The sequence below is a fragment of the Bartonella massiliensis genome (assembly GCF_902150025.1).
In the GTDB taxonomy this organism is placed as follows: domain Bacteria; phylum Pseudomonadota; class Alphaproteobacteria; order Rhizobiales; family Rhizobiaceae; genus Bartonella; species Bartonella massiliensis.
In genome coordinates, this window is sequence record NZ_CABFVS010000011.1 from 1 (window position 1) to 23,802 (window position 23,802).

Consider the following 23,802-nt stretch of genomic DNA (forward strand, 5'->3'; position numbering starts at 1 on the left):
CTCTTTTGAAAAAATTATCAGCTTTTTTAGCATTTTTCTGCATTTTTTCTCATTTCATTCAAAACGTATTTAATAAGCTTCATTTCGATTCTTTTGAAAAGAATTAATTCGTAGAATATTTTGTCATGGAGTTTATTCTTTATGCTTCGCTCTCACAAATCTAATCATGAACACGTCTCTTTACGCTCTCTGTTGGACTATTATCGTCAACGAGCAAAATCACCCCGTGAATTGGGAACTCTGTTTGAAAATCTTGTGAAGGATTATCTGTCTGAAGACCCATTACAAAAGCAAGAATACGAAAAGGTTCAAACCTATTTGGAATGGGCTAACGAGCATGATGAAGATGGGCGTGATATTGGCATTGATCTGGTCGCTACAATCCGTGATGACGGCGGCTATGCGGCTATTCAATGTAAATGCTATGATGCTTCTCACATCATTAAAAAAGAAGATATTGATAGTTTTATCGCTGCCTCTGGCAAAAAGATCTTCACACGTCGCATACTGGTTGATAGCACTGAAAGCAATTGGAGTGATAATGCGAACAACACATGTGATGGTCAAGAGGTTCGTATTCAACAGATTAATCTGTTTGATTTAGAAAACAGTCAAATTGATTGGGGGGCTTATAAAGAAAAAGGACAAGCCGTCCTTAAAGAGCAACCGAAAAAAAAGCTTTTAGATCATCAGAAAGAAGCACTGAAAGCTATTTGTGAAGGTTTAAAAGAAGCAGACCGTGGCAAGCTTATTATGGCATGTGGTACGGGGAAAACGTTTACTAGCCTTAAAATAGCAGAAACTCTCGCCGGAAAAGGCAAGCGTGTGTTGTTTTTAGTCCCTTCTCTTGCTTTGATGTCACAAACAATCCGTGAATGGACCATTGATACAGAAATCCCTTTGCGTTCCTTTGCGGTGTGTTCGGATACACAAGTAGGCAAGCGTCGTAAAGGGAAACATGATGATGAATCTGGTCTTGATGCTTCTGATCTTGTTTTGCCCGCTACCACGGATTCACAAGAGCTTGCACGTAAAGCCAATAAAACCTCTCTTGATGTGATGACCGTCATCTTTTCGACTTACCATTCCATTCAAGTGATTTCCGATGCGCAAAGAGAGCATGGATTACCCGAGTTTGATCTGATCATTTGTGATGAAGCCCATAGGACGACGGGGGTTGTATTGGGAACAGACAAGCATGAATCTGAATTTATCAAGGTTCATGACAACAGCATCATTGGCGGCAAAAAACGTCTATATATGACAGCAACGCCTAAGATCTTTGCTGACAATGCTAAAAAACAAGCTCATGAAATGAATGGCATTCTGGCGTCTATGGATGATGAAGCGCTTTATGGAAAAGAGCTTTACACCTATACATTCTCAAAAGCCGTCCAGAATGAACTCTTAGTCCCTTATAAGATTATTATCTTGGGTGTTAATGAAGAGGAAGTGAGTGAATCCATTCAACATCTGATGACCGATGAGAATTATGAACTTATCCTTGATGATAAGACTAAGATTATAGGCTGTTATCAAGCTCTGAGTAAAATAGATCTGAAAGTTGATTTGAGTGATGACCCCAAGCCTATGCGGCGGGCTTTGGCTTTTTGTAAAGATATCCAGACCTCTGAACGTATCCGTGATACATTTAACTCTCAAGACATACAGAAAGAACTATTAAATCTTCATAAGCTCTATAAAGAAACGCCGCCTCTTCAATGTACCTTTGCGCATATTGATGGAACACAAAGTGCCAAGAAACGTAACGAAGCTCTTGATTGGTTAAAGGAAGATGCGGGGGAGCATACGTGTCGTGTGTTGACCAATGTGCGCTGCCTATCTGAAGGTGTCGATGTTCCTGCTCTTGATGCGATTATGTTTTTACACCCGCGCAAAAGCCAAGTGGATGTGATACAGGCGGTGGGGCGTATTATGCGTCGTTCCAAAGGCAAGAAGAGAGGTTATATCATTTTACCCGTTGGGGTACCTGCTGGGGTTTCTGCTGAAGAGGTTTTAAAATACAACAAGAGATACAGTGTTGTCTGGCAAGTGATCAATGCGTTGCTTTCCCATGATGAGAACTTTGAAGTAACCCTTAATCAGATGATTTTAGGTCAAGATGTTAGTCATACTTTAGAGATTGCTGCCTTAAAGAGTATGACGACGGTTGAAGATAAACTCTATGTTTATGAGAAACCAGAAAGCACGGGTCTTGATATTGGAAAAGCAGCTTATGAACCACAACGCTATATTCATAGCGTAACCGGAAGATTACCTTTTTATAAAGAGTTTCCCAATGCCCTTAAAACCCTTTTGGCTAAGAAATTTACTCTTGCGGATTATTGGGGCATATGGGCTAGCAATGTTGCTGAGATTGCACAAAACCATATCAATCATCTTAAAGATGTCCTATCCGATGAAACCAGTGAAGCCTATCATGCCTTTGATGCATTCCATAAGGAATTAAAAAACAACTTAAACAGTGAAATCAAACAAGAGGAAGCGCTTGAGATGTTAGGACAACATCTTGTGACGCGCCCCGTGTTTGAAGCTTTGTTTGACGGCAATGAATTTGTGCAAAACAATGCCATTTCACAAGCCATGGAAAAGATTTTAGCTGAGTTGGATAAAACCAATATCAAGCAAGTCTCTAAAGAATTACAAGAGTTTTATGACAGCGTAAAATTCCGTGCCTCTGGAATTACAACCTCCCAAGCAAGACAGAACCTTATTATCAAACTTTATGAAGATTTTTTTACCAAGGCATTTAAGAAAACCACGGATAGGCTTGGGATTGTTTATACCCCCGTTGAGATTGTTGATTTTATTATTCACTCTGTTGATGATGTCTTACGCAATGAATTTGGCAAAAGTCTAGGATCACGGGGTGTCTCTATTCTTGACCCTTTTACGGGTACAGGTACCTTTATCACACGGTTGTTACAATCCAATCTCATAAAACCAGAAGATATGGAATATAAGTTCCGTCATGATATTCATGCTAATGAGATTGTTCTCTTAGCTTATTACATAGCCGCCATTAACATTGAATCGACTTATCATAGTCTTATGAAAGGAGAGTATATTCCCTTTAAGCATATTGGTTTAACCGATACGTTTCGGATGTTGGAAGAGAGAAATCTGCTACAAAAATTATTTAAAGAGAACAGTGAATATTTAGAACACCAGAAAAAACTGAATATTGAAGTTATCTTTGGTAACCCCCCTTATTCGGTTGGACAAAAAAACGCTAATGATAATGCAAAGAATACTCCTTATCCTATTTTAGATAAACGTATCAATGAAACTTATGCTGCTCAATCAAAAGCAGTGAATATGCGAAATTTTTATGATAGTTATATCCGCGCTATTCGCTGGGCTAGTGATCGGATTGATAATGCTGGGGTAATTGGTTTTGTCACAAATGCCGGTTTTATCAATGGAAGTTCTATGGACGGTTTACGCAAATGCCTTGTTGAGGAATTTAGCAGCCTTTATATTTTCCATTTACGAGGTAATCAACGAACTTCTGGAGAACTTTCTCGAAAAGAAGGTGGTAAGATTTTTGGAGAAGGTTCTCGGGCGCCTATCGCTATTTCTATTCTCGTAAAAAATCCAGAATTTCAACAGCGTGGAAAAATATATTTCCGTGATATTGGAGATTACCTTAAAAGAGAAGAAAAGCTTACGATAATCGAGACCCTTGGTAGTATTGATGGTATTACACGTAAGCAAGGTTGGCAAATGATTACACCAGACAAGCATGGTGATTGGCTTGGTCAACGTGATGACAGTTTTAATGCTTTCTTAGCTATAGGTGATAAAAAGGCTGATAATAAAAAGCTATTCGACACTTTTTCTCTTAGTGTTATAACCAGTCGTGATGCTTGGGCTTATAACTCAAGCTGTGAATTTCTCGCAAAAAATATGAGGAATATGATTGCCTTTTATAACAGCGAAGTAGAACGCTTTAATAATGCTTATCTACATGCTGACCGTAAAACACGCGCAAATGCTGTAAATGATTTTGTCAATGCAGATAGAAAAAAAATCAGTTGGAGCAATAATGTTAAGCAAGAATTAGTCAGAGGAAAGTTTTTTGAGTTTGAAAATGCATGCCTTATTCAAAGTCTTTATCGTCCCTTTACAAAGCAATGGCTCTATTATGATAGAATCTTTAATGAAATGGTTGCCAAAATACCGCATATATTTCCTATGGAGCAAGCGGTTGAAAATAGAATAATACAAATTTCTTCTGTAGGAGCAAGAAGTGGTTTTTCTGTTCTTATGACGAAGAATTTGCCCGATTTTAATATGATGGATGGTGGTGGTCAATGTTTCCCAAGATATTTTTATGAAGATACTGAATCCTTAAAAAATAAAAAACAAACTCATTTATTTTTAATTTCTACAGAGGAAAGGAACAGTGCTGGTTTACAGAGACGTGATGCCATTACGGATGAAGGGCTAGATTATTTTAAAGCGGCTTATCCTAATGAAAAAATCACGAAAGATGATCTATTCTATTATGTTTACGGTTTACTTCATTCAGAAGATTATCGTGCCCGTTATGCTCATAATTTATGCAAAGAATTACCTCGTATCCCTTGTGTAAAAACTGCTGATGATTTTTGGAAATTTGTTACAGCAGGACGTGAATTAGGTCATTTACACGTGAATTATGAAGATGTGGAACCTTATCCAGTCACATTTAAAAAAGGCAATCCAAAATTAACTGATATCTCTAATCTTGAGAAATTTTACTATGTTACAGAAATGAAATTCGCAAAAATTAAGAATAGTAAGGAAAAGGATAAAACAACGGTTATTTACAACAGCAACATCACAATGACAGATATCCCTCTAGAGGCTTATGACTATATCGTCAATGGTAGGCCTGCTCTTGAATGGGTTATGGGGCGTCAATGTGTAAAAACAGATAAAAAGAGTGGTATTGTTAATGATGCCAATCGCTATGCTGTTGAGACCGTTGGAAACCCTGCATACCCTCTAGAATTGTTTCAAAGGGTTATTACCGTAAGTTTAGAGACAATGAAAATCGTTAAGAACTTACCAAAATTAGAACTTAAAGAAACTGAATAGACTTATAAGACCTTATAACTCATAAGGGGTATAGGATATAGCTATTATAATCTATACCTCTTTTGTAAGTTGATTAGATACAATCTTAAAAGAAGTGTTTATATGTGTTATTCTAAAAAAAGAAGCTTTGCACTTTTAGACACATTTATTTTGATTACCTTTAAGAGGTTATGTCCTAATCTCAAATGATAGCTTTATCCTTTTTAAAAGTTTTGTTTAAAGAGAGATTTGTATATTCATTTTTCTTATAGATTTTGAAGGTTTCTCAAACTCTCAAAATACCTTCAAAAATATACTATGGGTTGTTTTTTAGGTTGTGTTGTCGATATAAGTTGTATCATTAAAATACTAACATATTGAAATATAATAACTTTTATTTTTGATTAAAAAATATATAGAAAGGGGGGGCTAAAAAGAACTGACAAAACTGACAAGACTGACAAAAGTCTATTAAAAGGGATTTTGCTCATCTCTATAATTAGCAATCTCTCTTTAGATGCTTTCATAACAAGCTATAAATCACAATTATCCTATTTATAATCTCTCTTATGAAAATGAAAAATAATGCGGTGGCTATAAAAATTATAACAGCTATAAAGCACGCGTGAAAAACGCAGGCTTTCATAATCAAAATACAAATGAAAGCATTGGTTATAAAGACAGTTCCTATAAAAGGCTGTTAAGTTGCAAATGTGTTATTAAAAGAAATTAACAGAAATCTTTAAAACCATTTAGTAAAAAACATGATAGGTTATAAAGTTAAAAATACGCATGATGAGAGCGTTTCTAAATATTATAAATGTATAGATTCAAAAAATAACGCAATCGCTTAATAAAACCCATAATATAGCTTTAAAAGCATATAATAAAAAAGAAGCAATTAATAATCATATTATAAATATTTGCACACAATGCATTTAAAAAAATCATAAAAAATATCAAAAAAGATAAAATATTATTTGACAATAAATACGTATTTTGATTATATAAATAATCAAGTGATTAAAAACACTAAATCGTAAGCGGTTAAACCACGTAAGGTTTTTCCCATTCTTAGAAATACTGGCTGTCTTTTATGTTATAATTAGCATATAATGACTCTGTCGGGTGTGCTTATACCATACAATACCCTTCGCGAGGGAAAAGTATAAGCAACGGACTTACGACCGTGTTTTTAGCGCCCGATGCCCTTATAGGGTGTCAATTAAAAACTCTAATTTCGTAAGGTTTTAAATATGACAAATGTCTCAAAAAACACCTCCGTTATTTCTTCCATTTCAAATGAAACCGCTTCTGTTAATAAACAAGAGCCTGCAAAAAAATACGAATTTATTGATGATTGTGAATATATAGATGGTCATTTCTTAAAGCGAATTAGAGCTTTAAGAGATTTTGATGATGTCAAAAAAGGCGACCTCGGGGGGTATATTGAAAGTGAAGATAACCTTTCTCATGATGGCAATTGCTGGGTTTATGATAAAGCACGCGTCTTTCAAAATGCTAGGGTTTTTGAGAATGCTAAAATAAAAAGCTTTTTTGTCGATGTTTATGGCAATGCTAAAATTTATGGCAATGCTCATATTGAAAATGCCGTTATAATTGAAGGTAATGTTAAAATTTATGATAACGCCCGTGTAAGTGGGCATGCGCATATTTCTGATGAGACTGTCATTTGTGATAATGCTCATGTCGGTGGCAATGCAAAAATAAGTGATGGTGCTTATATATGTGATTATTCTCAAGTTTATGATGATGCGGTTGTATGTGGTGCTCTTGTCTCTGGCGATTCTTATATTCATAGCGCCGCCTCTTTAACTTCTGATGATCAAATTCATGATGAGGCAATTCCAAGATTTGGTAGTAAAGATGATTATTATCGTCATGAATATTATGATGATTATGGCTATGATGATGACAGCGCATATGAAAATGACGCTGCTTAAATAAAGCACGGGCGCGGCGGGGGCGCCCCTCTTTTAAATTTTCCATTCCAAATTTTATCCAATGTTTATCACATTAGGTTGTGAGGGTATTCTTATGTCTAAAAAATATGAATTAACCAGCGAAATTAAAAAAATCAAACACGCACGTACTCGAAATATTATAAATCTTTATCGCATTCGTGCTTTAAAAGATTTTGATGATGTTAAAGCCGGTTCTCTAGGCGGCTTTATTGAAAAGGAAGCTAATCTATCCCATGATGGCAATTGCTGGGTTTATGATAATGCTTGTGTCTATGGCTATGCCCATGTCTATAACAATGCAAAAATACGGCATTTTTCTCAAGTATGTGGTCAAGTCTATGGGAATTGTGAAATCTATGGCAAGGCTTTCATTTCTCAATATGCAAGGGTTTATGACCATGCTTGTGTCTATGGCAATGCCCGTGTTTATGGCAATGTTTATGGGTATGCCCATGTAAGTGGGGGTGCTTGCGTTTTTGCTGATGCTCATATTCATGATCATGCTCATGTTTCTTATGATGCTACGGTTTTTAATTATGCAAGGGTCTATGGTCGTGCCATTGTTGCTGGCTCGGCTCGTATTCATAGCTATGCCGAGGTTTATAATTATGCCCTTATTAATGGTCGTGCAAAAATACATGGCAAGGTCTATGGCGGTGCTTTGGTGGGTGGTTGTGCTGAGATTTATGGCTCTGTTTTTGGCAATGCCAAGGTTTTATTCTATACCAAGGTCTGGGGTCGCGCTTATGGCAATGCGAAATTAACCAAGAAAAGCAAAGTAAGGGAAGTTCCTATAAATTATGAAGTTTATGAAAGCGATAATCTTGTAAAGATTGTTGATGAAATAGAATAAAGAACGGCGCATGGGGGGCGCCTTTATGGCTATAAACGCATTATAAAATACATTGTTTAAAACGTATCATAAAAAAGAGAATTCAAAAAGAAAGCCGTGCCAATTGATATGACGCGGCTTTTTAACGGAGGTATATAAAAATGATTCATACAAACGAAATCAATAATGCATGCCTATATACAAAACGTATCATATTGCAAGCGCTTTATTGTCGTTATGAAAACTTATCAAAAGGAACGTAAATGATATGGGTATCATCTTGATAGCATTCATTTGAATGAGAGAAAATATAAACGCTTGTTATGGCTATCAAACGTATTAATAAAATGCTCTTTTCTTTAAAGAGATTCATTTGAAATAAAGCACATAATCACAATGCTTCTTTAAAACGTTTCAATTACTACTAAGCTCAAAATTAAGTTGAGTGAATTCAAATAACTGACATTCTAAAATCAAAACCTATCAAACAAATCAAAATGCTTTTATAAAATATAAGTTTTTAAGATTTGCTCTGCTGTGAAATCTAGATCTTCTTTTTTTCGTAAATGAAACCTTTTTAAAAGCAAATGATAACTAAATATAGCTGTTATAAAAAGAGATTTTAAACGTTTTTTATAAAGATCTCATTTTATGTTTCAAACGTTTAAACGTTCACTTAAAAAGGTTCTTATAAGCATCTTTTCATTTTGCACTCAATTAACCAATCCAATTTTGGAGGCGTTAATTTTAAAATAGAGCATTTTTGAACAGCATTGTTTTTTCTAAAAATTAAGTAAAATCCCATGCCTTTATGATGCTACAATGGTTTTGAATTTTGCTTGCTTATCTTTGTCTTAATAGGTGCCCCCATTTAACTTTGTATTTTTAAACGATAACTTTTAAAACATCTTTTGATAGCTTGCTTGCACCCGTTATAAAAAGGCTTTCTCTTATCATAAGATATAACGTTTTGAATTTCATATCTGCTATTTCGTACCTCGGTAAAAAAATACCGTGGTTATAAAACTGATCTTATCTTTAAATATTTTATGCCCCCTTAATAAATGAAAATCTATAAGCTTATAAAAGTTTCAAATGATTACCCTCTTATAGAATGATCTAATGTTAATATAATATTTTTAGATTTTACGCTTCTCAATTTTGGTAAATGTTAATTTGTTCTTTGTTATGCGATTAAGAATCCAAGCTTTAAAACAAGCTGTGATCTTTAAACGTATGGTATTGAAAATTTCAAATGATTAAATTTTTAACAATGCGATTTGTGAGTAATAAAAACGTATCATAAAATTTATGAACTGTTATGAATGATAGCTGCTTTTCATTTCAATCGTGATTTACTTTTTATGGTCTATTCATACGTGGCAATTGTTTATAAAAAATGATCAAATGAATCACGTATAAAAGTGTGGATTCTTAAGTGGATTCATATAAAATAATTGCACTCAACATATTGACTTTATTGTTTTTTTATGCAACATTTGGTTCCATGTCACGGACTTGTTTTAAAGAGACATCTCTCAAAGCGCACCCAAGCTCCTTTTATGGTACCGACCATGAATGATATCACGATAAAGCTCCCTTAGAAATAATATAAAACCTATTGCACCCCACACTTTTACGCTTATGAAAGAGCAAGCCAGAACCATCATATACTTGTGCCAGCCGTTGAGTGTTGTTGCAAGACATTGATTTATAATGATAATATAGCGTTATTCATATTGAATTAGACCCTCGAATAACGTAAGGTTCTAATCATTTCAAATCTGTTTACGTGGCATCAATCAAAATCATTCCCTTGCTCGTCAAAAGCGGGATGAATGTGTGGATCAAATTTGTATAAGAAAGGACTAAAATGGCTCTTATGAATCGTCTTAATGCAAGATCTGTCGCAACATTGGGGGTTGGCAAATATAATGATGGTGCCCGCTTGTTGACCACTCCTTGGGCTTGTAAGACGATTTACGAAAAATCATTTTTAGTCCTTTCTTGTATAGTTTTTTATCCACGCTTTTAATGGGCAAGCGAAGGATTTTGGCTGATGCCACGTAAACAGATTTGAAATGAGAGAATCTTACGATATTCGGGGCCCTCATTCAACATACAAAACAGTAAATTATTATTATAAATCAAATTGTTATATATATATCTATAGGTGTATAAAGCTCATGCGAAAAAGCAATTTTGTACGGTACGCATGAAAATGATCACTTTAGGTTGGGTGAAAGGAGGTTATGAGAAGACTCATTCAATGACGCTTTAAATTAATTAAAATGTTGTTTAAAAAGGATAAGGTGGAGAGTTTGGGGCTACTGTAGAAAAAAGTTTTATATTTTCATTTATAAATTACCTAAAAATAAGATAAGGAAACGAGACAAAAGAATTCTTCAGAAGTTTTTGGTAACAGGAAGGAAGATATTCTTTAATGCACTCATAATATGGTTAAGCTTTTACGAGTGGTTAAAATAATTTTAGAAATTAACAATTGGAGATGAGATATATGGGGAAATAGGATCATAAGAAACAAAGTTGCATGCCATTATTAAGACAGATCTAAAGTCTCTATATTTCGTTATTAATATATTGATAATACTTGACTATTTTTTGCAAGATCGTTTGAAAACTGTGAAAAAGTGATGTCGAGACGATATTGAATATGAGGTATGAATGCACTATAACCAATAAGAGGTGGATTATTTTACGAAAATACATGTATTGAATATATAACGTCGAGAAGCGATAGGGTATAGGGCTGTGAAATTTTTTGAGAGAGTACAAGGTGTATTTTCGATATTTTTCAGCAGATTGCTTGTGATATAAAGAGTATTGTTTATTTCTTAACAGAGTGGTGGTATATCTTTATCTTGTTTTGAGGTCCTATTGCTTAAAGAAATCGTTTTTTATACAAAAACGAAATGAGTGGTATGAAATCAAACTTGCTATTTTTTAATGTGATTATTGAATAAAAAGTTCATATTTTTGTAACGACTAAAAGGTTACAATGAAACGTAAAAACTATTCTGATTGGTGTGAAAATATTTCGCTTATTGAGGGAATTAGGATAATTATACATAGTATCAAAGAGTTTTTGTTGGACTTTTCCGATGAAGAGAATCTTGTTAGAAACTAAAGAAGTGAGCTAAATGAAGATGTTTGAGAAAACTGTTATTGCTGCGTCTGTAATGGTTCTGATTACAGCGGGGGCAGCATATGCACAAGCGCCAAGCCGTTTAAATCAATTTGAAGCGTGGGGAGCCTATTCTTATAAATCGCCAAAAAATACGATTTGTTATGTGTTATCGGTTCCTTTGAAATCTCTTCCAACAACAGTTAATCATGGTGATAACTTTTTCTTAGTTACTAAGCGTTCTCAATCGCCTATTTCGTTTGAACCTCAGTTTATGGCTGGTTATACGCTTCAAGAGGGGTCAAGAGTGACAGTAACCATTGGAGGTAAGGACTTTGATTTTTTCACGAAGGATTCTTCAGCTTGGTTAGCGTCATCAGAGCTAGAAAAGCAGCTGGTTTCTGCTATGCGTGCTGGAAACAATATGACAGTAAAAGCGATATCAAGACGGGGAACGCATACCACCTATACTTATTCCTTAAAAGGGGTTACTGCTGCCTTAAATGCAGCTCAAAAGTGCCATTAAGATTTTGATAAATTTTAAAATAGTGATGTGAATTGGAAAGCAATGGCCATTTCTTATGACCTTAGACCAGTTGGTTCATGTTTTGCGCGAAAAACAGATAATGTGGTGGTAAAGGAGAGTTCTAAGCTCTCTTTAATTGGCTTATCGCAAGATGAAATGGTACAAGCTTTAAAGACAGTTGGTGTACCAGAACGTCAAACGCGTATGCGTGTACGTCAGCTTTGGCATTGGCTTTATGTCCGTGGCGTTTCAAATTTTGATGAAATGCTGAATATTTCTAAAGTAATGCGGGAAACACTTGAACGTCATTTTTCCATTGCACGTCCAGAAATTGTTGGAGAACAGATATCAAAGGATGGCACACGTAAATGGCTTTTACGTTTTCCAGCGCGTGGGGCTGGCAGGCCTGTTGAAGTTGAAACGGTTTATATCCCTGAAGAAGGACGTGGTACTTTATGTCTTTCATCGCAAGTGGGGTGTACGTTAACCTGTTCTTTTTGCCATACAGGAACGCAGATGCTTGTTCGCAATCTGACGGCGGAAGAAATTTTGGCACAATTATTGGTTGCGCGTGATTGTTTGGGTGATTTTCCTGATAAAAATACTCCTGATGGAGCAATTGTTCCCGTTGAAGGACGCAAAATTACCAATATTGTTATGATGGGAATGGGAGAACCTCTTTATAATTTTGAAGCAGTCAAAAAAGCTTTGTTGATTGCTTCTGATGGCGATGGTCTTTCTTTATCAAAACGTCGAATTACGCTTTCAACCAGTGGAGTTGTTCCTGGAATTATCCGAACAGGGGAAGAAATTGGTGTGATGTTAGCAATTTCACTCCACGCCGTACACGATACACTGAGGGATATGCTTGTTCCTATCAATAAAAAATATCCGCTGGCTCTGCTCATGGATGCTTGCCGTAATTATCCTGGTCTGTCCAATGCAAAACGAATCACTTTTGAATATGTGATGCTGAAGGATATCAATGATAGTTTAGATGATGCTAAACGATTGATTCAATTATTGAAAGGGATTCCTGCTAAGATCAATTTAATTCCTTTTAATCCGTGGCCAGGGAGTAATTATCAATGTTCTGATTGGGAGCAAATCGAGCATTTTGCTGATATTGTTAATCAAGCAGGTTATGCTTCTCCTATTCGTATGCCGCGTGGGCGCGATATTTTAGCTGCATGTGGACAGCTTAAATCAGCTTCAGAGCGTTTACGGAAATCTGAACGCTTGAAACTTGAAAATGCCATTGGTCATTCGTGAACGTAATTTTTAGCGCTATAGCTGATATAAAGCCTGTGCTTTTGTCTATAAATCAATTCAAAATCTCATGTGATAGTATGTGTGAAATAAAAATGAATCAGAGTAAGATGAATAGTTCTAGCTTTTATAGGTTCAATAGGGGAAAAAATATTACATAAAGTCTGTTTTCGCAATTGCTGAAATAAAAAAAAGAGCCTAATTTAGAGGAAAGTCTCAAGGGCGACACATTTCTACTTCGCTGCTACACTCTTTACTTCGTTTTTATAACTTTTAAAAACATCTGTGGTCATATATTTTAAAGAGTGGAAATGTACATTGTGCCTCATGCTTTCGTTTATTGCATTCTTTAATAAGACAACGACTCCCCCATAAAACAGGGTGTCTAAAATATAAATGCCATTGTGCTGTCCATTGACATATTTTTTAAAAGTATTTCTTAATATATTTATTTCGTGACAATGCCTATAAGGTGTAAAAAGCCTCTGTGAAGTGTAGGGTACTTCTGCATCTTTACATTTAAAAGAGATTTAAGTTGTTAGAGCCGTTCTATTTTTTATACACGAATGTTGTAGCAGCTTTTGGTGTTTAAAACGGTTCATAAGAGCTATTCTTTTTTAGTCGTTTTTATCCATATGATAATTCCATTTCTTCTTATGATGTACGCGTTTTTTGTGATGTACAAGGGGAAACACTTGTTTTAATTCAACTAAACAGATTTGAAATGAGAAAGTTTCGCTATGTTTAGAGTTTTCATTTAAATTAAAGATTATGAATTACACCTTATAAATCAATTTCTTGTAACGATAAGAAGATGAAGGGCAAAGCTGGTAAAAATACCTGCAATAAGCCAATCGAGAAAGCGAAGATAAAGAGGATTTTGTTTAAGGGTTTTGGTAAGTTTATGCGCTGTAAAAACAACTAAAATTGTAATGGGGAAAGAAATAGGAATATAAGAGAGTCCTAAAAAGAGTAACTTTTGTGTTGCCATAGGATCATTCGCATCGATAAATTGTGGTAAGAATGTTGCGTTAAAGAGTATAACTTTAGGATTGAGAAGATTAATTCCAATACCAGCAAGATAGTTACGTTTAAAACTGTGAGATTTAGAAGCTGTTTGTTCATAGAAAAACGTCGATTTTCTCCGTAATGCTTGGAAGGAAAACCATAAGAGATAAAAGGCGCCAACAATTTTCAGAAGAACAAAAGTGTGTGGAGCTGCAAAAATAAGCGCTGATAAGCCAAGAGCTACAGCGGTAACTTGAATGGCAAAACCTGTTGCACTTCCCAAGGTGCACATAATTCCAGCTTTTTTGCCTTGTGTAATGGTTCGTCCGACAGAAAGCATCATGTCAGGTCCTGGAATAAGTGCTAAAATCAGCGATGCTAAAGCAAATTGTGCAATAATAGACCACTCCGGTAGAAATGACACGTAAATCTCCTCTTATTTTTAAGTAGTGTTCACACTATTTACAGTCCGAAGCGCCTTTATTGACACTTTTTGAGTCTTTTTAATGTTGCTTAAAGAAAATTTATTCTTATACTTTTTACGTTGTTTTGATTTTTTGGAAGAAATAAAAAAGAACAGCTCATATAGAACTTTAAAATGAAAAAATGGCAAAATATTAGAAAAGTTGTTTTGGCGTATTCAGGGGGATTAGATACGTCAATTATTCTCAAATGGTTGCAAAGTACACTAGGTGTTGAAGTTGTGACCTTTACGGCAGATTTGGGACAGGGGGAAGAACTAGAACGTGCGCGTCGTAAAGCTGAAATGCTAGGTGTTAAGGAAATCTATATTGAAGATTTGCGTGAAGAGTTTGTGCGTGATTTTGTCTTTCCGATGTTTCGAGGCAATACCGTTTATGAGGGGGCTTATCTTTTAGGAACATCAATTGCACGTCCACTTATTTCAAAACGTTTGATTGAAATAGCTAAAGAAACAGGGGCAGATGCAATTGCTCATGGAGCAACGGGTAAAGGTAATGATCAAGTACGCTTTGAGCTTTCTGCTTATGCTCTTAATCCTGATATAACGATTATTGCTCCATGGCGTGATTGGGATTTTAAGAGTCGGACAGATCTGTTTGAATTTGCTCGTACACATCAAATTCCTATAGAAAAGGATAAGCAAGACGAACCACCTTTTTCAGTGGATGCAAATTTATTGCATTCTTCATCAGAAGGAAAGATTTTAGAAAATCCGGCACTTCCTGCTCCGGAATATATCCATATGCGCACTCTTTCACCGGAAGATGCTCCTGATCAAGCAACGAGAATCACTCTTGGCTTTAAAAAAGGCGATGCGGTTTCAATCAATGGGAAAAATTTATCTCCTGCAACTTTACTTGCAGAGTTAAATAGTTATGGACGCAATAATGGTATTGGTCGATTAGATTTAGTAGAAAATCGCTTTGTAGGTATGAAATCGCGGGGTATTTATGAAACACCAGGAGGAACCATCCTTTTAACGGCTCACAGAGCGATAGAATCTTTAACGCTAGATCGTGGTGCAACGCATTTGAAAGATGAATTGATGCCACGTTATGCAGAACTCATTTATTATGGTTTTTGGTTTTCACCTGAACGCAAGATGTTGCAGGCAGCGATTGATTTATCTCAAGAACATGTTGAAGGTGAAGTCACATTAAAGCTCTATAAAGGGAATGTGATTGTGGAAGGGCGCCAAAGTCAAAAGTCACTTTATTCGAGTGAGTTGGTGACTTTCGAGAATGATCAAGGTGCTTATGATCAAAGAGATGCAACGGGTTTTATTAAATTAAATGCTCTGCGTCTGCGTACATTAGCCATGCGTCATAAAGGTGATAAAGAAAAGAAATAGGAAGTTACTTTGACAAGTATAGTATAGATCAGTGTTTTTGTATAAAATGCTTCCTTTAAGTATTTTTATCTGTTTTTTTGCAGTTTTTTCATTCAGTCTTAGAGGTTTCGTTTTTATGCTTTATCACATTGATTTATAACGATTATTTAGCGTTAATTCTATTGAATTAGAACTTTGAATACCGTAAGATTTTTTCATTTCAAATGTCTCTCATGTTGAATCAAATAAAATCATTTGCTTATACATCACAAGCGGGGTTGAAGGGAGGGGGAAACTGTCCAATAAAAGTGCTACATTTCAAGTGCCAAGGGGGCAACATTTTAGAGCTGGCAAAGTGCGTGATGATGCCGGCTTGCTGATCAACATAACATAATCAGTGATTTTCGTCATAAGAGCAATAAAGGCTTTTATAATCAAAAATGAGATAATTTTTGCTTTATAATATCGAATATTTTTTTATTTTTATCAGAATGAAATATGTTTACAGCAAGGAAAGTTTTTATATTGTGACTTAAGAATATAAAGAAATTTTCATCTTTTTGCTTGCTATTCTTGACGAATAAATTCAAGAACCATACACCCTATTTTTAAAGAGTATAATTTTTAGGATAAATAATCATGCATGATCCGTTTGATACCCTTAGCCTTACGTCTGAATTAAAAGACACGGCTGCTCAATCGAGAGCTTGGCCATTTGAAGAAGCTCGTAAGATTATCAAACGGTATGAAAAGGTGGGTTATCCAGAAAATGTAATATTTGAAACCGGTTATGGACCTTCTGGTTTACCGCATATTGGCACCTTTGGGGAGGTTGCACGCACAACCATGGTGCGTCATGCATTTCATGTTCTCACGGAAAATAAAGTCAAAACAAAATTGCTTTGTTTTTCTGACGATATGGATGGTTTGCGCAAGGTTCCTGAGAATGTGCCTGATCGTGAGAAGATGGAGCGTTATCTTGGTCAACCGTTGAGCCGTGTACCTGATCCTTTTGGAGATGATTATCCTTCTTTTGGAGCGGCGAATAATGTGCGTTTACGGACTTTTCTTGATCGTTTTGGTTTTGATTATGAATTTGCAAGTGCTACGGATTATTACAATTCCGGTCGTTTTGATGAAACACTTTTAAAAATCCTTGCCTGTTATGACAAGGTTATGGCGATTGTTTTACCAACATTGGGTGAAGAACGACAAGCAACCTATTCACTCTTTTTACCGATTTCTCCTTTTTCTGGAAAAGTATTACAGGTACCAATGATTGCGCGGAATGTTGAAAAAGGAACGGTTACTTATATCGAGCCTGAAACAGGCGAAATCATAGAGACAGAGGTTACAGGGGGCAAGGTCAAATGTCAGTGGAAGGTCGATTGGGCTATGCGTTGGACAGCGCTTGGCATTGATTATGAAATGGCAGGAAAAGACCTTATTGATTCCACAAATCTTTCTTCTAAAATTTGTAAAGTGTTAGGTGGGAAACCTCCAGAAGGATTTAACTATGAGCTCTTTTTAGATGAAAAGGGGCAGAAAATTTCCAAATCCAAGGGAAATGGTTTAACGATTGATGAATGGCTTACTTATGCCCCGACAGAGAGTTTAGGGCTTTATATGTTTTCAAAGCCTAAAACAGCCAAACGGCTTTATTTTGATGTTATTCCCAAAGCCGTGGATGAGTATTATGCACATCTTTCAGCCTATGGTCGTCAAAGTTGGCAAGAGCGGCTTAATAATCCTGTATGGCATATTCATAATGGTTCTCCACCGAAGGTTGATTTACCTGTATCTTTTGCCATGCTTTTAAATTTGGTAAGTGCTTCAAATGCAGAGAATGCAGAGGTTTTATGGGGGTTTATTTCTCGTTATGCTCAAGGAGCCAATGCACGAACTTATCCAGAACTGGATCAATTGGTGCAGTTTGCCATTAAATATTTTGATGCCTTTGTTAAACCCAACAAGAAATTTCGTCTACCGGATGACAGCGAACGTGCAACATTAGCACAAATTGATGAAAAGTTAGCTAATTTGCCTGAAACTTTTGATGGCAACATATTGCAAAATACGCTTCTTGATGTTGCACGGTTAACGGAACGCTATCAAGATCATAGCAAAAAAAGTCCTGAAGGGGGACCTGGTGTTTCCAATGTCTTTTTCCAAATGTTGTATGAAGTTCTTTTAGGACAAGAGCGAGGTCCTCGATGGGGATCATTTATAGCGCTTTATGGAATTGATGAAATGCGTGCATTGATTGCTGAAGCGCTTGCACGGCAGCATATGGAGGAATAATGGAACGAAGAGTGCAAGAAGTAAAGCGACGCCGTACATTTGCAATTATTGCTCACCCAGATGCTGGAAAAACAACATTGACAGAAAAGCTGTTATTGTTTGGTGGTGCTATTCAACTTGCAGGAGAGGTAAAAGCTAAAAAAGATCGTATTCAAACTCGTTCTGATTGGATGAATATTGAGCGTGATCGTGGTATTTCTGTTGTGACTTCGGTGATGACGTTTGAATATGAAAATCATATTTTTAATCTCCTAGATACTCCAGGCCATGAAGATTTTGCAGACGATACCTATCGCACGCTTACAGCTGTTGATAGTGCTGTTATGGTCTTGGATGGGGCCCGCGGGATTGAGCCTAGAACACTAAAATTGTTTGAAGTATGTCGGATGCGGGATATTCCTATTGTTACTTTTATCAATAAAATGGATCGTGAGGCGCGTGATCCACTAGAGCTTTTAGACGAAATTGAAGAAAAGCTAGCGCTTGATGCCGCGCCCATAACATGGCCCATTGGGATGGGTAAAGATTTTGTTGGCACCTATGATCTTCATCATAATCGCTTTCGCCAAAAAGATGATGAAATCACACAGCAGGTTGTTTCAGACCCCAGTGAAATTGTCCATTTACTTCCAGAGTATCAACATTCAACTTTTATTGAAGGGGTAGAAATCGCTCGAAATGCTTGCAAAAACTTTGATCTTCAAGCTTTCCATGAAGGTCATATGACTCCAGTTTATTTTGGTTCGGCTTTACGAAATTTTGGTGTTCGTGATTTGATCAATGCACTCATTGATTTTGGTCAAAGTCCTCGAGATCAAAGTGCAGATCAGCGCGATATCATAGCAACTGAACCTAAAATGACGGGATTTGTTTTTAAAATTCAAGCCAATATGGATCCTAATCATCGTGACCGTATTGCATTTTTTCGGGTATGTTCGGGAACACTTGAACGTGGTATGAAAACAAAGTTGGTTCGAACAGGAAAACCGATGACACTTTCGGCGCCGCAATTTTTCTTTGCGCGTTCACGCCAAATTGCTGATCAAGCTTATGCGGGTGATATCGTGGGAATCCCTAATCATGGAACGTTACGTATTGGTGATACTTTGACAGAAGGAGAAGACATCTTCTTCAAGGGCGTACCCAATTTTGCACCAGAGATTTTGCGTCGTGTTTGTTTGGGCGATCCAATGAAAGCAAAAAAGCTCAAAGAAGCTTTGCAACAAATGGCTGAAGAAGGGGTTGTACAATTATTTGTTCCTGATGATGGATCACCTTCTCTCATTGGGGTTATTGGTGCTTTGCAAATTGATGTTTTAAAAGAACGATTAAAAATAGAGTATTCTTTACCGGTGAATTTTGAATCGGCGCGCTTTAATTTATGCCGTTGGATTTCAGCGCAGAGCAAAGATGAATTGCAAAAGTTTCTAAGCAATCATCGTTCTGCTACTGCGTATGATTTAGAAGGTGATCCAGTTTTTTTAGCGGAGAACCATTTTTCATTGAATTATGAGGCAGAAAGAGCCCCTAAAATAAAATTTTCTGCTGTTAAAGATTATCAAGTACGCTCTTAAAATAGAAAAATATTTTATACAATAATTTTTATTTATAATGATAATTTATCACCTTTACATGGGATGTAAGAATCTAAATATTGTGAAATTTTTTCATTTCAAAGTTTTTATATTAAAACAATAAAAGTCATTTGTTGGCAATACTGATGAATAGGATTGGTGTGTGTAAAAAAACACTTGAAAAAAGAAATAAAATGCCTCTTATAACCCTTCTCTATGCCTAAGAGCTTTTTAAATAAACAATAGTGCCGGCTTGCAGCTTTCTAATAAAAAATGGTGGGGTGCGATGAATCTTGTCTCATACATGAAAGATTTTACGGTTTGCTATGCATTATATTATTTACGAGGTAGTATTTACGCAATGGGCTCGCGTACATAAGAGATGCCTCTTTAAAAAGCGTTTAATTTCGCAACAGAGTAATATGTTGTTTTAAGCATTCTATTTAAATAGAAGATCGCTTATTGTCTCACGTTTTTGTTTCTCACGTTCTTTAATAGGATTATGCCTCTCACATAAAACAGAGCACTATCGGATTGCACATTCACGTGCTTTTTTAAAAAGAAATATTTCTCAAGGTACCCAAGTTCATTTTGCGACGGCGCTCGTGAAGGGTATAGCGATAAATCTATTGAGCACGCCCGTCTTTACACGTCATAAAAAAAGCAAGCCAGCATCATCATACACTTACACCAGTTCTAAAATGTTACGGACCAACTCTTGGTACTTCTCAAAGATTCATGAAAAGCCACGCCTTTCTTGTACAGCTTCACTCTACACACTGATCTTGCTTGTAATGTGCAAGGGGATGGTTTTGATTATTTCAATATACATAGATTTTAAATAAAAGAATCTTATGGTATTCAAGGTTATAATTCAAGTTGAATAGCGATAGGTTATTATTATAAATCAATAGCTTTTCTAAACTACAGCTCATTCTTCGTTGAAAGGTATCAGGAAAATTTTATATGTCTTTCACGATGATTTAAGACATGGAATGTCTTTCAGTGTTTTTTTTAAATCTCAACTAAAAATATCCTGTATAAGTATAGCTTTTCAGTTTTTCCTTGTAGTAAAAATTGTATACAATCAAAATAATGTAAATAATCAATAAGATGAAATTTGTTATCGCAAATATGAGATCATATGACCTATAAACCGCGTGTCTTTTCTATTTCTTCTGGAACGGCTTTTTTACCTCACTTTGTTGATGCACTGCTCTCTGGTACTCTTATTGATAATTTTGCGCCCAATGGAGATATTCAAACTGCTCTTGCTGATAGCCTTATTTATGTTCCGACACGTCGTGCGGCTCGCGCTTTGCGTTTAGCTTTTGTTGAAAGAAGCGATACACAGGCAACCTTTTTGCCAACCATTCGTGCTCTAGGAGATGTTGACGAAGACAGTTTTCTTTTTGTTGAAAATCATACCAGCGTTCTCAATCCGCCTATTGGAGAAAGTGAACGTCTGCTGCTTTTAGCGCGCCTTATTCGTCCATGGCGTGAAAAATTGCCTGTGCATCTGCGTGCCATGTTTGGGACAGAAGATGTGCTTATTCCGGCTCATAGTGCCGATGCCATTTGGCTTGCTCAAGATTTAGCACATTTGATGGATGAAATTGAAACAGAAGCAGCAGACTGGTCAAAACTTAAAGATATTGCGCCTGATATGGTTGCTGAATGGTGGCAAATAACGCTCGATTTTCTAACGATTGTTACACAAAATTGGCCACAAATCTTAACAGAAAGACAACGAAGTAATCCCGCTGAATGGCGTAATAAAGCACTCACAATGCACGCAGAGACATTACAACGCGCACAATCTGATAAACCGATCATTGCGGCTGGTGTATCGGGTTCTATTCCTGCCGTTTCTCATCTTTTAAAGGTTATAGCTTCTCTGCCAAAAGGAGCTGTTGTTCTTCCTGGTCTTGATCTTCATATGGATGAAGAACAATGGAATGCACTCAGCACAATTAATAAAGAAAAAACAGCTTGTGATTTTTTTGATCATGCAAAAAATGTTTTTAGCCACCCTCAATATCATTTAAAAAAACTTCTCACTCTCATGGAGTGTCAACGTAACCATGTTTGCGAAATTGGCCAACAAAGTACAATAAAGAAAAAGCGAATGGCTCTTTTATCGGAAGCACTCCGCCCCGCTTCTACAACCGATAAATGGGTACAAATTATTCGTGATGATTATGAGGAGATTTGCGCAGATTGGTCGTTTATTGAAGCTATCAATGAACGTGAAGAAGCTCTCGCTATAGCGGTTACCTTACGCAAAGCTATTGAAGACCCCCCAAAAACTGCTGCTCTTATTACAAATGATCGTAATTTGGCACGCCGTGTTGCTGCGGAATTACAGCGATTTGGTATTGAAGCAAATGATTCAGGGGGGATACCCCTTGCACAAACATTGCCTGTAACGCTCTTACGGCTTATTTTAGAAAATATATTGCAACCTGATGATCCCATTGCTTTTCTTTCCCTTCTTAAACATCCACTAACAACACTCCAACAGAACCGTCATCGCTTACGCGAAATGGCAGAAAATTTTGAACTTTTTGTACTTCGAGGGAATACAGGACGCATTAATCTTTGTGAATGTGATCAATTTCTTGAAAAATGGATTGAAACATATTGCTGTAATTGTTCAGAAATTAATGTCCTTGATCAGCAGAAGTTTGAAGAAGCACGTTTCCTTTGTCATCTTTTAAAGAAAGCTGTTGAACCTTTAGCCTCTCTTTTGAAACAAGAGAAAGAATGCACCATCAATGAAGCTGCGATAGCAATGGTTGAGGTTTTTGAAAATTTTGGTCGCAATGAGGATAATTCTCTTGCTCATCTTTATCAACATGAGGCAGGACAAGCCCTATCAAATTTTTTGCGTGAATTGGTTAGCGATCAATCAGGATTAACATTTCATCTTAGCGAATGGCCCGCTATGTTTTCTGCATTGATTGCAACGCGTTCCGTTACACCTTCACCTGGAGGACATCCACGTTTATTCATTTGGGGTACTTTGGAATCACGTTTGCAAACGGTTGATACAGTGGTTATTGGTGGTCTTAATGAAGGATCATGGCCGATATCAACCAAAAATGATGCTTTTTTATCACGACCGATGAAAATGATGTTAACGCTGGAACCACCAGAGCAACGTATTGGTCTTTCTGCGCATGATTTTCAATGGGCTATGGGAATGGATAAAGTGGTGATGACTCGCGCATTACGGGTTAATCATACCCCTTCTATTCCTTCACGTTGGTTACAACGCATAGAAACCGTTGTAGGAAAACAGGCTTGGAAACAAATCCGTGCAAGAGGTGAAATACTGCGTCACTGGACCAAGATGCTGGATCATACCAGCGTGACTTCTAATGTTGAGCGTCCTTGCCCTATCCCCCCCCTTGAGATGCGACCGCGTCATTTTTCAGTCACTGAAATAGAAACATTGCGGTATGATCCTTATGCTATTTATGCCAAAAAAATCTTACGGCTCACTCCTCTTAAAGCATTGGTTCATGACCCTGGCGCTAGTGAGCGTGGAATACTTTATCACGCTATTCTTGCTGCTTTTTGTACACAAATAGAAAATCCAAAGGCTGCGAATGCATTAGATGTCCTGCTTGCTATTGGACGTAAAGAATTTAATAAATTCAATTTTCCACCTGATATTGAAACAGTTTGGTGGAACAGTTTTGAAAATCTTGCTCCACGTCTTATTCAATGGGAACAAAGTTTAGGACCGCGAAAGCGATATGCTGAAGTAGTTTCACAAAAAATCCCTATAGGCACAACAGGGGTAACCCTTTCAGGACGGGCTGATCGTCTTGATGTTTTGCCAGACAAAACGGTTGAAATTCTAGATTTTAAAACCGGAACTCCCCCTTCATCAAAACAGGTTCGTGAATTATTATTTCCGCAATTGGCTTTAGAAACAGCTTTGCTGATAGAAGGGGCATTTCCAGATTTTCAAGATTTTGTTCCCTCAAATTTATTTTACATTCCCTTAAGCGGAAAAGGTGAAATTAAATCCCAATCTATTCTTTTAACGAAAAAAGAAGGAAAAACGTACTTCAGTGCTGTTAATCTTGGTGAAATTGCCTGGAAAAATCTTATTGCACTGATAACGTATTATCAAAATCCACAACAAGGCTATCTCTCACATGCTGTTCCCATGGAAAAACGATATGAAGGTGACTACGACCATTTAGCACGGTTGTGGGAATGGTCAATTGGTTTTCATAAAGAAGAGTAA

At 36.5% G+C, this 23,802-nt stretch carries 11 protein-coding genes; 10 read left to right on the forward strand and 1 reads right to left on the reverse strand.

The annotated features are described in order from the left end of the window. Positions 1 to 141 precede the first annotated feature (141 nt). From FNZ60_RS02540 to rlmN, 6 genes are all read left to right on the forward strand, one after another. Positions 142 to 5,106 (forward strand): DEAD/DEAH box helicase, encoded by a 4,965-nt coding sequence (locus FNZ60_RS02540; RefSeq protein ID WP_142416155.1) that lies wholly within the window; start codon positions 142 to 144, stop codon positions 5,104 to 5,106. Between the two features lie 1,235 nt (positions 5,107 to 6,341). After that, entirely contained in the window at positions 6,342 to 7,049 is a 708-nt protein-coding gene (locus tag FNZ60_RS02545) for a hypothetical protein (RefSeq protein ID WP_142416156.1), read from the forward strand. A gap of 94 nt (positions 7,050 to 7,143) precedes the next feature. Further along, the gene (locus FNZ60_RS02550; protein WP_142416157.1) at positions 7,144 to 7,923 is read left to right on the forward strand and encodes a hypothetical protein; all 780 of its coding nucleotides are present in this window, start codon (positions 7,144 to 7,146) and stop codon (positions 7,921 to 7,923) included. Between the two features lie 1,852 nt (positions 7,924 to 9,775). Further along, complete coding sequence (locus tag FNZ60_RS09655) at positions 9,776 to 9,937, forward strand: hypothetical protein (RefSeq protein ID WP_185913462.1); 162 nt, start codon at positions 9,776 to 9,778, stop codon at positions 9,935 to 9,937. Between the two features lie 1,132 nt (positions 9,938 to 11,069). Continuing rightward, the gene (locus FNZ60_RS02555) at positions 11,070 to 11,573 is read left to right on the forward strand and encodes an invasion associated locus B family protein (RefSeq protein WP_142416288.1); all 504 of its coding nucleotides are present in this window, start codon (positions 11,070 to 11,072) and stop codon (positions 11,571 to 11,573) included. A 42-nt stretch (positions 11,574 to 11,615) separates the two neighbouring features. After that, the gene (gene rlmN / locus FNZ60_RS02560) at positions 11,616 to 12,845 is read left to right on the forward strand and encodes a dual-specificity RNA methyltransferase RlmN (protein ID WP_142416158.1); all 1,230 of its coding nucleotides are present in this window, start codon (positions 11,616 to 11,618) and stop codon (positions 12,843 to 12,845) included. A gap of 787 nt (positions 12,846 to 13,632) precedes the next feature. Here the strand turns inward: rlmN and FNZ60_RS02565 are convergent. After that, a complete protein-coding gene (locus FNZ60_RS02565; protein WP_142416159.1) occupies positions 13,633 to 14,274 on the reverse strand; it encodes a LysE family translocator in 642 nt (213 codons plus the stop codon). Between the two features lie 174 nt (positions 14,275 to 14,448). Here FNZ60_RS02565 and FNZ60_RS02570 point away from each other — a divergent pair, with 174 nt between their 5' ends. The 4 genes from FNZ60_RS02570 to addB all read left to right on the forward strand — a co-directional run bounded on the left by FNZ60_RS02570 (position 14,449) and on the right by addB (position 23,802). After that, positions 14,449 to 15,684: an argininosuccinate synthase gene (locus FNZ60_RS02570; RefSeq protein WP_142416160.1), complete on the forward strand. Its 1,236-nt coding sequence runs from the start codon at positions 14,449 to 14,451 to the stop codon at positions 15,682 to 15,684. Positions 15,685 to 16,302: 618 nt separating this feature from the next. Further along, a complete protein-coding gene (locus FNZ60_RS02575; protein WP_425456828.1) occupies positions 16,303 to 17,964 on the forward strand; it encodes a lysine--tRNA ligase in 1,662 nt (553 codons plus the stop codon). Further along, on the forward strand, positions 17,964 to 19,538 hold the full coding sequence (locus FNZ60_RS02580; protein WP_142416162.1) for a peptide chain release factor 3: 1,575 nt from the start codon (positions 17,964 to 17,966) through the stop codon (positions 19,536 to 19,538). The genes FNZ60_RS02575 and FNZ60_RS02580 overlap by 1 nt, the downstream gene beginning before the upstream one ends. 1,144 nt (positions 19,539 to 20,682) lie before the next feature. Continuing rightward, on the forward strand, positions 20,683 to 23,802 hold the full coding sequence (addB, locus tag FNZ60_RS02590; protein ID WP_142416163.1) for a double-strand break repair protein AddB: 3,120 nt from the start codon (positions 20,683 to 20,685) through the stop codon (positions 23,800 to 23,802).

Bases quoted from the DNA above. Each gene is read 5' to 3' on its own strand.
- FNZ60_RS02540 (WP_142416155.1), top strand. From the start codon at position 142: ATGCTTCGCTCTCACAAATCTAATCATGAACACGTCTCTTTACGCTCT.
- FNZ60_RS02545 (WP_142416156.1), top strand. From the start codon at position 6,342: ATGACAAATGTCTCAAAAAACACCTCCGTTATTTCTTCCATTTCAAAT.
- FNZ60_RS02550 (WP_142416157.1), top strand. From the start codon at position 7,144: ATGTCTAAAAAATATGAATTAACCAGCGAAATTAAAAAAATCAAACAC.
- FNZ60_RS09655 (WP_185913462.1), top strand. From the start codon at position 9,776: ATGGCTCTTATGAATCGTCTTAATGCAAGATCTGTCGCAACATTGGGG.
- FNZ60_RS02555 (WP_142416288.1), top strand. From the start codon at position 11,070: ATGTTTGAGAAAACTGTTATTGCTGCGTCTGTAATGGTTCTGATTACA.
- rlmN (WP_142416158.1), top strand. From the start codon at position 11,616: ATGGCCATTTCTTATGACCTTAGACCAGTTGGTTCATGTTTTGCGCGA.
- FNZ60_RS02570 (WP_142416160.1), top strand. From the start codon at position 14,449: ATGAAAAAATGGCAAAATATTAGAAAAGTTGTTTTGGCGTATTCAGGG.
- FNZ60_RS02575 (WP_425456828.1), top strand. From the start codon at position 16,303: ATGCATGATCCGTTTGATACCCTTAGCCTTACGTCTGAATTAAAAGAC.
- FNZ60_RS02580 (WP_142416162.1), top strand. From the start codon at position 17,964: ATGGAACGAAGAGTGCAAGAAGTAAAGCGACGCCGTACATTTGCAATT.
- addB (WP_142416163.1), top strand. From the start codon at position 20,683: ATGACCTATAAACCGCGTGTCTTTTCTATTTCTTCTGGAACGGCTTTT.